At 47.5% G+C, this 13,793-nt stretch carries 14 protein-coding genes; 13 read left to right on the top strand and 1 reads right to left on the bottom strand.

Features of this window, described 5'->3' with window-relative positions:
* Positions 1-106 precede the first annotated feature (106 nt).
* Together mbcS and L3V45_RS13815 are read left to right on the top strand one after the other, a co-directional pair.
* On the top strand, positions 107-1,693 hold the full coding sequence (gene mbcS / locus L3V45_RS13820) for an acyl-CoA synthetase MbcS (protein WP_014305574.1): 1,587 nt from the start codon (positions 107-109) through the stop codon (positions 1,691-1,693).
* A 23-nt stretch (positions 1,694-1,716) separates the two neighbouring features.
* Positions 1,717-3,312 carry an amidohydrolase gene (locus L3V45_RS13815; RefSeq protein WP_032858465.1) on the top strand — a complete coding sequence of 532 codons (1,596 nt, stop codon included), beginning with the start codon at positions 1,717-1,719 and terminating at the stop codon, positions 3,310-3,312.
* Positions 3,313-3,328: 16 nt separating this feature from the next.
* On the opposite strand, the gene L3V45_RS13810 is transcribed toward L3V45_RS13815, so the two are convergent.
* On the bottom strand, positions 3,329-4,135 hold the full coding sequence (locus L3V45_RS13810; RefSeq protein WP_095315558.1) for an NAD kinase: 807 nt from the start codon (positions 4,133-4,135) through the stop codon (positions 3,329-3,331).
* 181 nt (positions 4,136-4,316) lie between these two features.
* Here L3V45_RS13810 and sppA point away from each other — a divergent pair, with 181 nt between their 5' ends.
* The 11 genes from sppA (at position 4,317) to L3V45_RS19530 (ending at position 13,765) form a co-directional block, all read left to right on the top strand.
* Positions 4,317-5,324, top strand: coding sequence for a signal peptide peptidase SppA (sppA, locus tag L3V45_RS13805; protein WP_003152419.1), 1,008 nt, complete (start codon positions 4,317-4,319; stop codon positions 5,322-5,324).
* Positions 5,325-5,337: 13 nt separating this feature from the next.
* Positions 5,338-5,829 (top strand): RDD family protein, encoded by a 492-nt coding sequence (locus L3V45_RS13800; RefSeq protein ID WP_003152421.1) that lies wholly within the window; start codon positions 5,338-5,340, stop codon positions 5,827-5,829.
* A 76-nt stretch (positions 5,830-5,905) separates the two neighbouring features.
* Entirely contained in the window at positions 5,906-6,595 is a 690-nt protein-coding gene (locus L3V45_RS13795) for a DUF2953 domain-containing protein (RefSeq protein WP_003152422.1), read from the top strand.
* Between the two features lie 12 nt (positions 6,596-6,607).
* Complete coding sequence (gene ytfJ / locus L3V45_RS13790) at positions 6,608-7,048, top strand: GerW family sporulation protein (RefSeq protein WP_003152423.1); 441 nt, start codon at positions 6,608-6,610, stop codon at positions 7,046-7,048.
* 115 nt (positions 7,049-7,163) lie between these two features.
* Positions 7,164-7,667, top strand: coding sequence for a thiol peroxidase (tpx, locus tag L3V45_RS13785; protein WP_003152424.1), 504 nt, complete (start codon positions 7,164-7,166; stop codon positions 7,665-7,667).
* A 61-nt stretch (positions 7,668-7,728) separates the two neighbouring features.
* Positions 7,729-8,715: a class I SAM-dependent methyltransferase gene (locus L3V45_RS13780; RefSeq protein WP_003152425.1), complete on the top strand. Its 987-nt coding sequence runs from the start codon at positions 7,729-7,731 to the stop codon at positions 8,713-8,715.
* Between the two features lie 311 nt (positions 8,716-9,026).
* The gene (locus L3V45_RS13775; protein WP_003152426.1) at positions 9,027-10,214 is read left to right on the top strand and encodes an acetate kinase; all 1,188 of its coding nucleotides are present in this window, start codon (positions 9,027-9,029) and stop codon (positions 10,212-10,214) included.
* 99 nt (positions 10,215-10,313) lie between these two features.
* Complete coding sequence (locus L3V45_RS13770; protein WP_003152427.1) at positions 10,314-10,826, top strand: MogA/MoaB family molybdenum cofactor biosynthesis protein; 513 nt, start codon at positions 10,314-10,316, stop codon at positions 10,824-10,826.
* A 151-nt stretch (positions 10,827-10,977) separates the two neighbouring features.
* Entirely contained in the window at positions 10,978-12,189 is a 1,212-nt protein-coding gene (locus tag L3V45_RS13765) for an argininosuccinate synthase (RefSeq protein WP_003152428.1), read from the top strand.
* Positions 12,186-13,562 (top strand): argininosuccinate lyase, encoded by a 1,377-nt coding sequence (gene argH / locus L3V45_RS13760; RefSeq protein WP_003152429.1) that lies wholly within the window; start codon positions 12,186-12,188, stop codon positions 13,560-13,562. The genes L3V45_RS13765 and argH overlap by 4 nt, the downstream gene beginning before the upstream one ends.
* 74 nt (positions 13,563-13,636) lie before the next feature.
* Entirely contained in the window at positions 13,637-13,765 is a 129-nt protein-coding gene (locus L3V45_RS19530) for a hypothetical protein (RefSeq protein ID WP_003152430.1), read from the top strand.
* The last annotated feature ends 28 nt before the right edge of the window (positions 13,766-13,793 follow it).

Genomic DNA, 13,793 nt, shown 5'->3' with positions numbered 1-13,793 from the left:
CTCTTTTTTCATGAGTATAGATAGAAGGCTGGAAGCAATTTATGCATATTTTTATTGTAATGGCCTATGTTTATGTATAATGGGGAAAGAAAGTGAGGAGTTGTTCGTGTTAAAACGAGAAGATTTAATCGCCCCAAAGAACTATAACCTTGTAAATGAAATCGAAAAGTTCAGCCGTTCCAAAGAGAAGAACGCGCTTATTTGGGAAGATCAAACAGGCGGCAAGAAAGTCTGGACGTATGAAAAATTGATGGAAGAAACGAATAAAATCGGAGCCCGCCTGAAAGGTCTCGGATTTGAAAAAGGCGATAAGCTGATTGTCATGGTTCCGAGAGTGCTTGAAGCGTATGCCGTTTATTTAGCGATCTTAAAAGCGGGGATGGTCGTCATTCCTTGCTCGGAAATGCTGCGCGCCAAAGACCTTGAATACCGGATCAAACACGCCGAAGTGAAAGGCGCTATCGTTTATCCTTCATTTATAAACGCATTTGACGAGGTGAATACCGAGCAGCTGGTGACATTGTCAATCGGTGAAAATGATGCAGGCTGGAAAAACCTCTTAACGATTGAAGCGGACGGAAACAGTTTTCAAACAGCTGATACAACAAGAGAGGACATGGCGTTTTTGTCCTATACTTCAGGCACGACCGGCCAGCCTAAAGGCGTTGTACATACACACGGCTGGGCCTTTGCCCATTTAAAAACTTCAGCCGGTGCATGGCTGGATATTTCCGAAGACGATACAGTGTGGGCCACCGCGGCGCCCGGCTGGCAGAAATGGGTGTGGAGCCCGCTGCTCGCCGTTCTGGGAAGCGGCGCGACAGGATTCATTTATCACGGCAGATTCAACGCCAAGACGTATTTAGAGCTGCTGGAGCGCCATCAAGTAAATGTCTTCTGCTGTACCCCGACGGAATACCGCCTGATGGCAAAAGTGGAGGAGTTGGACAAATATGATCTTTCTGCCCTTCACAGCGCAGTTTCTGCGGGTGAGCCATTAAACCGGGAAGTCATTGACGTATTCCGGAAGCATTTCGGTATTAAAGTGAGAGACGGATACGGCCAAACGGAGAGCACCCTGTTAGTCGGCGTCCTGAAGGATATGGATATTAAGCCGGGAAGCATGGGCAAACCGACCCCCGGAAATCAAGTAGAGATTATAAACGATAAGGGCGAAATATGCGAAACAGGCGAAACGGGCGATATCGCCGTGCATTTGAGCACACCGGCCTTATTCAAGGAATATTATAAAGATCCCGAAAGAACGAAAAAGCAGATTCGCGGAGATTACTTTCTTACAGGAGACCGCGCGAAAAAAGACGAGGACGGCTACTTTTGGTTTGAGAGCCGCAATGATGACATTATCGTCAGCTCCGGATATACAATCGGGCCTTTTGAAGTAGAGGACGCGCTCGTGAAGCATCCGGAAGTGAAAGAATGTGCAGTCGTGGCAAGCCCGGATGAAATCAGAGGTTCAATCGTAAAAGCTTATGTCGTTTTACAAGACGATGAAAAGCGCAGTGGCGAACTTGTCAAAGAACTGCAAAACCACGTAAAAACGATTACGGCGCCTTACAAATATCCGAGAGAAATTGAATTTGTCGAAAGCCTGCCGAAAACGGCGTCCGCAAAAATCAGACGTGTGGAACTGAGACAGCGTGAAGAACGGCTGAAGGCTGATAAAAAAGCATAATACAGGATAAAGGGTGAGCGGGGATGAAAGCGATTTGGCACGGCGGCACCATCTATACAATGCTTGACAAGAATCATGTCACTGAATCCGTTTATACCGAAGAAGGCGTCGTCAGGCAGACGGGCAGCTATCGGGAGCTCCAAGGAACATACGGTTCGCCTGATACGGAGGAAATCGATTTACATGGAGCTGTCATGTTCCCGGGGTTTACGGACAGTCATATGCATTTAATCGGACATGGGGAAAAACAGCTTCGCCTCGATTTGTCGCAGCTGACGTCAAAAGAAGCGATCCTGCGGGCCGCAAAAGAAGCAGAGCGTGAATTGGAAGATGGCGAATGGCTGATCGGCGAAGGCTGGGATGAAAACCTGTTTGAACGGCCGGATTACGTCACGAAGCATGACCTTGACCCGCTCTTTCCCGACCGCCCCGTCCTGCTGAAGCGGGTATGCCGGCACGCCGTTGCGGTTAATTCAGCCGCATTGCGCGCGGCGGGGATTACAAACGAAACACCTGATCCAAACGGCGGGATTATCGTCCGGGACGGCACCGGTCCGACAGGCCTTCTGCTGGATAAAGCCCAAGAGCTTGTGACACAGGCCCTGCCGCCCGTCTCACTTCACTATGTCAAACGCGCGCTTCAAACGGCGATTACGGACTGCTGGTCAAAAGGCCTGACAGGCGGGCATTCAGAAGATCTGGCATACTACGGAGACCCGTCCGTTCCCGTTGCCGCGTACGAGTCTTTAACCGGCAGCGGCCTTTATCCTTTTCGCGCCCATCTGCTCGTTCATCACGAAGCCGTCGACAGCTGGAGCGCTCTGGATAAATCGACCGGACCTTACCTGGAATACGGAGCGATGAAAATTTTTGCTGACGGCGCGCTCGGAGGCAGAACCGCTCTGTTGAAAAAGCCTTATCATGATGATCCGTCAGTTTCCGGCGTTCAGGTGCACGATGACGAGACCCTTGCCGCTCTTGTTTATAAAGCGAGAGAGAAAGGGATGGAGATCGCCGTGCACGCGATTGGCGACCTTGCATTTGAAAAGGTGCTCGATGTTATCGAAAGATACCCGGCAAAGCCCGGACAGCTAGACAGGCTCATTCATGCGCAAGTATTAGATGCCGGATTGATTGAAAGAGCCGCCCGGCTGCCGATCGGACTTGATCTTCAGCCGCATTTTGTGGCCAGTGACTTTCCGTGGGTGATTGACCGGCTCGGAGAAGAGCGGATGAAAACGGCTTTCGCCTGGAAAACACTGCTGTCAAAAGGGCTGCTGTGCGCCGGAGGCTCAGACGCCCCGATTGAGCCGGCCGATCCGCTTCTGGGCATTCAATCGGCTGTGCTCCGTACAAGCAAGCAGCATCCGGAAGGTCCGGCCTATTATGAAAAAGAGTGCCTGACCGTGTACGAAGCCATTCAGCTTTACACGGAGGGAAGCGCGGCCATCATCCATAAAGAACATAGCCGCGGACGGATCGCCCCCGGCTATGATGCCGACTTTACCGTACTCAGCGGTGATCCGTTCGGGACGGATCCGAAAAAGCTTCATGAATTGGAAGCTGTCAAAACCGTCGTCGGCGGCCGTATCGTATATGAAAAAGAGGACAGGCAGTGATGCCCGTCCTCTTTTTTTATGATAAAAATGATCGCTTTACTTTTTCCCAGAAAGAGTTGTCTTTCAGTTTCACCGTTTTGATTTTTTTATCGGATAGTGTAATCTCAACCTTTTTGACATTCCGCGTGCTGAGCGCTTCATTATCAAGCCCGATAATCGGATGCTCATTGCCGTCCTGGACCACCTGCAGTGTCAGCTTCCGGTTTGAGCTTAAAATAAACGGAGATCCGAGTGTACGGTATGTGTTGTTGTTCAACGACGCCAGTTCGGATACCTGCATGCAGGAAATCAAAGGATCAACAACGGCGCCTGAGACAGACTTATTGTAGGCGGTGCTGCCCGTCGGGGTGGAAATGATCATCCCGTCTCCTCTGAACGTCTCAAAATGAAGATCATCAATTAACACATCCATCACAAACGTTTTAATAATGCTTGAACGGATGGAAACCTCGTTTAAACAGTGAAAATGATTGCTGCCGTCCACCGTTACATGAATGAGCGGGTATTTTCTGACCTCAAGCTGTTCCGCGGTCATGCTGGCCGCCATTTTTTCAGGCTCATCGCTGTGAAAATCACAGTACAAATGGGCTTTCCCTTTTTTAGCGATGCCGACATACAGGCAGTCATCACGGAATCCGGTTTTTCTGACGGCTTGCAGAAATGAGCCGTCGCTGCCGATGCTGGCGATAATACCGGCATCCTCCGGGTGAGCCGCAACTGTAAAACCGTGCGATTCAGCAAGCTGCTTCAAAGAGCTGACTTGTTCTTTTGTTTCGTTGTTTTGTTTGTGAAAAAAATAAACATTGCGGCGAAGATCGGTCATATCCCCATTCCCCTTTGCTGTCATATTTACGTTTTTCTCCCAGCAGGTATTGTGTTAAAATACCTGTGGCAATAGTGTAACATGTTTCCTGTTTATCCGTTAAGAGAAAGCGCTTCATGAAAAAAATGAATCTTTTTTTACGGGGGAACGTACGAATATTGACAGAAAAGGAGGAGAACAAATGAATGCAAAAAGATGGATTGCGCTCGTCATCGCGCTCGGCATTTTCGGCGTATCGGTCATTGCAAGTGTGACCGTCGGGGTGCTGAAGAATATCGGAGATACAGGGTCTGACTTTGCATCACTGACAGATGACACAGAGGAAGTGACGCTGGATAAGGGCAGCCCCGGCAGTAAAATCGCCGTGCTTGAAGTGGACGGCACGATTGAGGATAACGGCGGGTCCGCTGGCCTGCTCAGCTCAGGCGGGTATGATCACAGATCATTTTTAAAACAGGTTGAGCGTGCGAAAGAAGATAAAAGCGTCAAAGGAATTGTACTGAAAATCAATTCCCCGGGCGGAGGCGTGTACGAAAGCGCGGAAATACATAAAAAACTGGAAGAACTAAAGAAAGAAACGAAGAAACCGATTTATGTATCCATGGGCTCCATGGCGGCATCGGGAGGCTACTATATTTCAACGGCCGCCGATAAAATCTATGCTTCACCGGAAACGCTCACGGGTTCACTGGGCGTCATCATGGAAAGCGTCAATTATTCCAAGCTCGCCGATGAACTCGGCATCAAGTTTGAAACCATTAAAAGCGGCGCGCATAAAGACATCATGTCCCCGACCCGCGACATGACGAAGGAAGAAAGAAAGATCATGCAGACAATGGTCAACGATTCTTATGAAGGATTTGTCAATGTCATTTCAAAAGGCCGGCACATGTCAAAAGCGGATGTGAAAAAAATTGCCGACGGCCGTGTTTACGACGGCAGACAAGCGAAAAAAATCGGCCTCGTTGATGAGCTCGGTTTTTACGATGATACGATCAGCGCGATGAAAAAGGACCATAAAAATATGAAAAACGCTTCAGTCATCACATACGAGGAAGGATTCGGATTAGGCTCGCTCTTTTCCATGAGCGCAGCGAAAATGTTTAAAAGCGAAATTGATTTTCTGAATATGAAAGAACTCATTTCGCAATCCGGTTCGCCGCGGATGATGTATCTCTATGCAAAGTAGGGGGGAAGAAAGAATGGACGCGACTTACGAAGGCTTTCACGGCAAAAAAGAGGAAGCCGAACAACAGAGGGCGCCCGAGCAGGCATATGCGGGCTTTTGGATCAGGTTTTGGGCGTTTCTTCTTGATTGGCTGGTGGTCTGGGGACTTAACCATCTCATCGTTTCACCGATTTTCACGCTGATGAAGCTCCCGGCAACAAGCGGAATGTTTACAATCTCAGCTTATTCCGTCACAACCCTGATCGTCTACCTCGCCTATTTTGTGTTCATGACGAAATGGTTTCATCAGACACTCGGCAAGATGGTCTTCGGGTTAAAGGTCACTTCTTTGACGCCCGGAAAGCCGCTGACTTGGAGCACCGTCATTTTCAGAGAAGCGGTGGGGCGTTATATCGATAAAATCTGGATTCTCTATATCGTCATTGCGTTTACGCCCAAAAAGCAGGGCATTCACGATCTGATCGCCGACACAACGGTGATTCACGAAGCGCTGTACCGCAAATAAATGCAGTAAACCCGGATTAACGTCCGGGTTTATTTTTTTTGGTTTTGGCGATAATGCTGCTAAGGAAGTGAAGCCTATGGGATATGCCGCAGCAGCTGTAATTCTCATTCTCATTTTAGTCTGGCTGCTCATGAGGATGAAAATCCATCTGACTTTCGAATATCTTCACGATAAAGATAACGACAAACTGACGTTTAAACTCTCGGCCTTATACGGGCTGGTCCGTTTTAAAAAAACGCTGCCCGTCATTAAAGTAAACAGCGAAGACGCGTCTATTGATGTCAAACAGGACACGAAATCAGAAATGAAAGGTCAGAAAAAAGAGAAGAAAAAAATCACATATGAAGATGTCAAACAGAGCATTCACAGAATAGAAATGATTCTGCACCAAGTCTTGCAGATGCGCCAAATCGCCGCCTCATTTCTTGCGGGAGTCCGTGTTACGAAGTTTGAATGGGTGACGGTTATCGGAATAAAGGACGCCGCCGTTACGGGAATCGCCGCTGGCGGATTGTGGGCCGTAAAGGGAGGCCTTACGGCGATGCTGTATGATCATCTGCGTTTCATACATAAACCGGTGTGCGAAGTCATTCCGTCTTTTCAAGTGCCTGCATCCAAGACGCATTTGCAGTGTATATTCTTTTTTCGTTTTGGACATCTTATAGGTGCAGCTTTCAAATTGCTCAAATACGGGCGGAACGGACTTTCTATCATACGAAAGAAACAGCCGGTTCCGGTTGCTTCAAAGAATGATTCATCAGTTTAAGGAGGAGCGCATATGGCAGACCACCCCATTCAAGGTTTAATGAAAACCGCTATGGAAAATTTAAAAGAAATGATTGACGTGAATACAATCATCGGCGACCCTGTTGAAACGCCTGACGGCAGCGTAATCTTAACGGTTTCAAAGGTCGGATTCGGATTTGCGGCGGGCGGAAGCGAGTTTGGAGGAAAGCCGGCTGAAAAAAGAACCGATGATGATGAAAGAAAAGAGCAGAAGCTCCCGTTCGGCGGCGGAAGCGGCGGCGGAGTATCCATTACGCCGATTGCGTTTCTGATTGTCGGAACAAACGGCGTGCGTATGCTTCATTTAGACGAAAACACCCATCTGATTGATAAACTGTTAGACTCCGCGCCTCAAACGATTGAACGCATCCAGCATATGTTTAAAAAGAATGAAAAAGGCCGGAACCAAAAAAGAACGGATATCGATTTATAACAGAAAAGTTAACTGCCGCCCGCAGTTAGCTTTTTTTACGATGCGGCATAACCTTTGCAGTTTGCATAAAACTCGACTATGATAGAGCTATACATAGATAAAGGGAGGAATCAGAATGGCTGAAATTACATTTAAAGGCGGAGCCGTGACGCTGATCGGACAAGAAGTGAAACCGGGTGACCAAGCTCCTGACTTCACGGTTTTGACAAACGGATTAGAAGAGAAGACATTAGCAGATATGAAAGGGAAAGTAACGATCATATCCGTTATTCCTTCCATTGACACAGGCGTATGTGACGCGCAGACACGCCGCTTCAACGAAGAAGCCGCAAAACTCGGTGATGTGAACGTTTATACAATCAGCGCCGACCTTCCGTTTGCACAAGCGCGCTGGTGCGGAGCGAACGGAATTGATAAAGTGGAAACATTATCGGATCATAAAGAGATGTCATTTGGTGAAGCATTCGGTGTTTACATCAAAGAACTTCGTCTTTTGGCACGTTCCGTATTTGTCCTTGATCAGGACGGAAAAGTCGTTTACGCGGAATACGTAAGCGAAGCGACAAACCACCCGAATTATGAAAAGCCTATCGACGCTGCAAAAGCGTTAATCAAGTAAAGAGAGAAAAAGAGCTCCGGGTGCTGCCGCGGAGCTCTTTTCATGGCAAGGAGGAAACAGCATGCAACACGATCATGTCGGTCAGATTTATGAACTTTTAGATGAAGCCGCCCAAGTGATAGCAGAAGGCCTTGAGATTTCTTATATTGAGGGGCTTGCGGAGGCGGGAGAGATGTATTTTCTTGAAACGACGGACCAGCTTCCGCTTCAGGAAAAACAAACCGGCGAGCTTAAAAGCCTGCTTGCGAAAGCAGACTTCAGAAAATGGGAGCATGAATGGATCCGCAAGGCGTTCCAGCTCGCCATTTTAAAAGGACTGAAAGATAAGTCCCATCCGAACAGACAGATGACGCCTGATACGATCGGCCTTTTCATCAGTTACCTCGTGAATAAATTTACGGGCGGCCGAAAAGGCCTGACGTTGCTGGACCCCGCCTGCGGCACCGGAAATCTTCTGCTGACCGCGGCAAACCAGCTTTCTGACAAAGCGGGAAAAAGCTTCGGCATTGAAATCGACGATGTCCTTCTGAAGATCGCATATGCGCAGGCGAATCTGCAGGAAAAAGAAATGGAGCTGTTCTGCCAGGACAGTCTTCAGCCGTTATTTATCGAACCGGCCGATGCGGTTATCTGCGATTTGCCGGTCGGCTACTATCCCAATGACGAAGGCGCTGAAGCGTTTGAGCTGAAAGCGGATGAAGGCCACTCATTTGCCCACCACTTATTTATTGAGCAGAGCGTCAAACATACAAAACCGGGCGGATACTTATTTTTTATGATTCCGAACCATCTGTTTGACAGCGCGCAAAGCGATAAACTGAAGCGGTTTTTTGCGGAAAAAGTATATATCAACGCCCTGCTTCAGCTGCCGGCTACTATGTTTAAAGATGAAGCGCAGGCAAAGAGCATTTTAATCCTGCAGAAAAAAGGCGAAGACGCAAAGCCGCCGAAACAAGCGCTTTTGGCGAATCTTCCTTCTTTTGCGAACCAGCAGGCGATGCGGGAGATGATGGCAAAATTGGATCAGTGGATTCAAAAAGAAAAATAATGGCGAAAAAGCAGTGTGAGACGCAAAATTCCGCGCTGCTTTTCGCTTTTTAAAATGAATGGAAATCAGGGCGAAAACACAAATTAAGGAAAGAAAATAACATTCCGTAAGGCCGTGCCGTCCATTTGGCACAAATGAGATTTATCAGAAAATATCGACTTCATATTGTAAACGGTACCAATGTGGATGTTGACTTGAAATGCTGAGTTGACAATGTTTAAATGGAAAAGTCAGATATTTTTTGGACCGCAGTTATGGTCTGGGAAAAAAGAACGAACAAACGAAGAAGAATTTTGATAGGAGCGTCATTTATGTCTAAAATTATTGCAATTAACGCAGGAAGCTCATCTTTAAAATTTCAGTTATTCGAAATGCCTTCAGAAAAGGTGCTAACAAAAGGTTTAGTAGAACGGATCGGTATCGCCGACAGCGTTTTCACTATCTCTGTTAACGGCGAAAAAAATACAGAAGTGACAGATATTCCGGATCATGCGGTTGCGGTGAAGATGCTGCTTCACAAGCTGACTGAATTCGGTATTATAAAGGATTTAAACGAAATTGACGGAATCGGCCACCGTGTGGTTCACGGCGGAGAAAAATTCAGCGATTCTGTTTTGCTTACGGATGAAACAATCCGTGAGATTGAAGAGATTTCAGAACTTGCGCCGCTTCATAACCCGGCTAACATCGTCGGCATTAAAGCCTTTAAAGAAGTGCTTCCGGATGTGCCTGCGGTTGCAGTGTTTGATACGGCGTTCCACCAAACGATGCCTGAGCAATCTTACCTGTACAGCCTTCCGTACGAATACTACGAGAAATACGGCATCCGCAAATACGGTTTCCACGGCACTTCTCATAAATACGTGACACAGCGCGCAGCTGAGCTTCTCGGCCGCCCGCTTGAAGATTTGCGTCTGATTTCCTGCCACCTCGGTAACGGCGCAAGTATCGCGGCCGTAGAAGGCGGAAAATCCATTGATACGTCAATGGGCTTCACACCGCTTGCGGGTGTTGCGATGGGAACACGTTCAGGAAACATCGACCCTGCATTGATCCCGTACATTATGGAAAAAACGGATCAGACGGCAGATGAAGTATTAAATACATTAAATAAAAAGAGCGGACTGCTTGGCATATCCGGTTTCTCAAGCGACCTCCGCGATATCGTAGAAGCTTCAAAAGAAGGAAACGAAAGAGCGGAAACGGCTCTTGAAGTGTTTGCAAGCAGAATCCATAAATACATCGGTTCTTACGCTGCGAGAATGAGCGGCGTTGACGCGATTATTTTCACTGCGGGTATCGGTGAAAACAGCGTTGAAGTCAGAGAACGCGTGCTTCGCGGCTTAGAATTCATGGGTGTATATTGGGATCCTGCGCTGAACAACGTGCGCGGCGAGGAAGCGTTTATCAGCTACCCTCACTCTCCTGTCAAAGTCATCATCATTCCGACTGACGAAGAGGTCATGATCGCACGTGACGTCGTCCGTCTTGCACAGTAATGAGCGAAAAAAGCACATCCTTTAGGGTGTGCTTTTTTATTGAATGCCCCAGAATCAAACGTTACGATATGTTTAATACATAAACGATGAGGTGAAGCAATGAGTGTGCATGAACATAAACAAGAAGCCCCGTCAGCCGTGCGCTGCAAGGTGATAACAGTCAGCGACACGAGAACGAAAGAAACCGACAAAAGCGGGCGCGTCATGATGGATTTCATCAGAGAAGCTGGATTTGAAACGGTCGCTTATGACATTGTAAAAGATGAAAAAGATGAATTGCAGAAAGCCGTTTTATCCGGCTGTATGGATGAATATACAGATGCGGTGCTGTTAAACGGAGGGACGGGCATTGCCGAAAGGGATGTCACAATTGAAGCGGTCACGCCGCTGTTTTCAAAAGAACTCCCGGGGTTCGGCGAGCTGTTCCGCATGCTGAGCTATACGGAGGACATCGGCTCCGCCGCCATTTTGTCCAGAGCGGCAGCGGGTGTGATCCGAAATACCGCAGTCTTCTGCACGCCCGGCTCCTCAGGCGCCGTAAAGCTTGCAATGAGTAAACTGATTATTCCTGAACTGCCTCATGTGCTCCGGGAAATCCGAAAAGATTTATAAATGTATAAAAAGGCTCCGCTCCGCTCAAAAAATTGGGTGGGGTTTTTTTTATAAAAGGCTTGAAAAAACAGAATTTACTTGTTACAGTGTATACATACAAAATGCATTTTTATTAATTAAAACTAATTTTTATACAAAGGGAGCTTTTAACATGGCAGAACAAAAAAAGGTTGTATTGGCATACTCAGGAGGTCTTGATACTTCTGTAGCGATAAAATGGCTGCAAGAACAGGGATACGATGTTGTTGCCTGCTGCTTAGATGTTGGGGAAGGAAAGGATTTGGCATTCGTTCAGCAAAAAGCGCTGGAAGTTGGCGCCGTAAATTCCTATGTGATTGATGCGAAAGAAGAATTCGCCCGGGAGTACGCGCTCATTTCTATGCAGGCCCATACAATGTATGAAGGCAAGTATCCGCTCGTATCTGCACTATCCCGTCCGTTAATCGCGAAAAAACTCGTGGAAGTGGCGGAAAAGGAAAACGCGGTGGCCGTAGCGCACGGCTGCACGGGAAAAGGAAACGATCAGGTTCGTTTCGAAGTATCCATTAAATCATTAAATCCTGATCTGGAGGTCATTGCTCCGGTCCGTGAGTGGCAATGGTCGCGTGAAGAAGAAATTGAATACGCCGCAAGCCGCGGCATACCGATTCCGATCAATCTTGACAGCCCGTATTCCATCGACCAGAACCTATGGGGACGCGCTAATGAATGCGGTATACTAGAAGATCCGTGGGCGGCGCCGCCTGAAGGGGCATATGACCTGACAGCATCTCTTGAAAACACGCCGGACGTTCCGGAAATCATCGAAATCGCATTTGAAGCCGGTGTTCCGGTTTCAATCGACGGCGTAACCTACCCGCTCGCTGATTTAATTCTCAAGCTGAACGAGACTGCCGGAAAACACGGCATCGGCCGGATTGACCATGTGGAAAACCGCCTGGTCGGCATTAAGTCCCGTGAAGTTTATGAGTGCCCGGGCGCCATGACTTTGATTACGGCTCACAAAGAGCTTGAGGATCTGACTTTAGTGAAAGAAGTGGCCCATTTCAAACCGGCAATTGAACAAAAACTGTCTGAAATCATCTATAACGGTTTATGGTTCTCGCCGTTAAAAGACGCGCTGCTTGCATTCCTGAAAGAAACCCAAAAACACGTCACCGGCGTCGTGCGCGTCAAGCTGTTTAAAGGCCATGCCATTGTAGAAGGACGTAAGTCGGAATATTCTCTCTACGACGAAAAACTTGCGACATATACAAAAGACGATGCGTTTGACCATCACGCGGCAATCGGCTTTATCGAGCTTTGGGGACTGCCGACAAAAGTAAACAGCATTGTGAAAAAAAAGGAGCAGATTGAAGCATGAAGAAGCTTTGGGGAGGCCGTTTTCAAAAAACACCGGAAAAGTGGGTCGATGAGTTCGGCGCATCCATCACATTCGACCAAAACTTAGTCAAAGAGGATATTACAGGGTCTCTCGCTCATGCGGCAATGCTGAAAAAATGCGGCATTCTGACGGAAGAAGAAGAAGGTGCCATCCGTCAAGGGCTGCAGACTCTCCTGCAAAAAGCTGAGGAAGGAACGCTTGAATTCTCTGTTGATTATGAAGATATTCATTTGAACATTGAAAAAATGCTGATTGAAGAAATCGGACCGCTAGGCGGAAAGCTCCATACAGGCAGAAGCCGGAATGACCAGGTGGCGACCGACATGCATCTATATTTGAAAGATCATGTCTCGCATATCATCGTGCTGATTGAACAGTTCCAAAAAGCGCTGATCGAAAAAGCGGAGGCCAATGTCGAGACCATTCTGCCGGGGTACACCCATTTGCAGCGGGCCCAGCCGATTTCTTTCGCCCACCATCTGCTTGCTTATTTTTGGATGCTTGAACGGGATAAAGAGCGTTTTCGGGATGCTATGAAGCGGATTAACATATCGCCGCTCGGATGCGGGGCGCTTGCCGGAACTACGTTTCCGATAGACCGTAACTATTCGGCGGAGCTGCTCGGTTTTGACTCCATTTACGAGAACAGTCTTGACGGAGTCAGTGACAGAGATTTTATTCTCGAGTTTTTAAGCGGCAGCAGCATGCTGATGATGCATCTTTCACGTTTATCAGAAGAAATCATTCTATGGTGCTCGCAGGAATTCAGATTCATTGAACTGGATGATACGTACGCCACGGGAAGCAGCATGATGCCGCAGAAGAAAAACCCCGACATGGCGGAGCTGATCCGCGGTAAAACCGGACGCGTATACGGTGATATGATGGGTCTTTTCACAATTATGAAAGGACTCCCGCTCGCTTACAACAAAGACCTGCAGGAAGATAAAGAAGGCATGTTTGACACGGTGAAAACCGTTGAAGGAAGCCTTCAGATTTTCACGGGCATGATTGAAACGATGAAAGTAAACAAAGACATCATGAAACAAGCGACAAAACAAGATTTTTCAAACGCGACGGAACTTGCCGATTATTTAGCAAAAAAAGGCATGCCGTTCAGAGAAGCGCATGAAGTGGTCGGCAAGCTTGTGTACAGCTGTATTGAAAAAGGAATCTATTTAAGTGACATGGCATTTGAAGAATTCCTTCAAGCCAGCAGTCTCTTTGAAGAAGATATCTATACCGTGCTCGATCCGCATCATGCGGTTGAAAAAAGAATGAGCGCCGGCGGAACGGGTTTTCAGCAGGTAGAACAGGCGCTCGTAAAAGCAAAAGCCTGCGCCGGCATTTAATTTGCTGAAATTTCCTTCATATTTTCCCGTCATATCAGACACCCTACATCTATAAAAGATGGGAGGTAGAAGGAATGCGCAAAGAACAAGACCGTTACATCTATGATGAAAAAGAAAGTGAAGAAACGGCCAGGCTTATCTCAGAGGCATACCAAAGCGGTTATGTCGGCATGGAGGAAGCCTCTGCTCCTTCAGAAAATTAAGCTGTCTGTAAAGACGGCTTTTTTTTCG

This window comes from Bacillus sp. R45 (assembly GCF_021729365.1).
Classification (GTDB): domain Bacteria; phylum Bacillota; class Bacilli; order Bacillales; family Bacillaceae; genus Bacillus; species Bacillus velezensis.
This window is presented reverse-complemented; position numbering and strand designations above follow the sequence as displayed.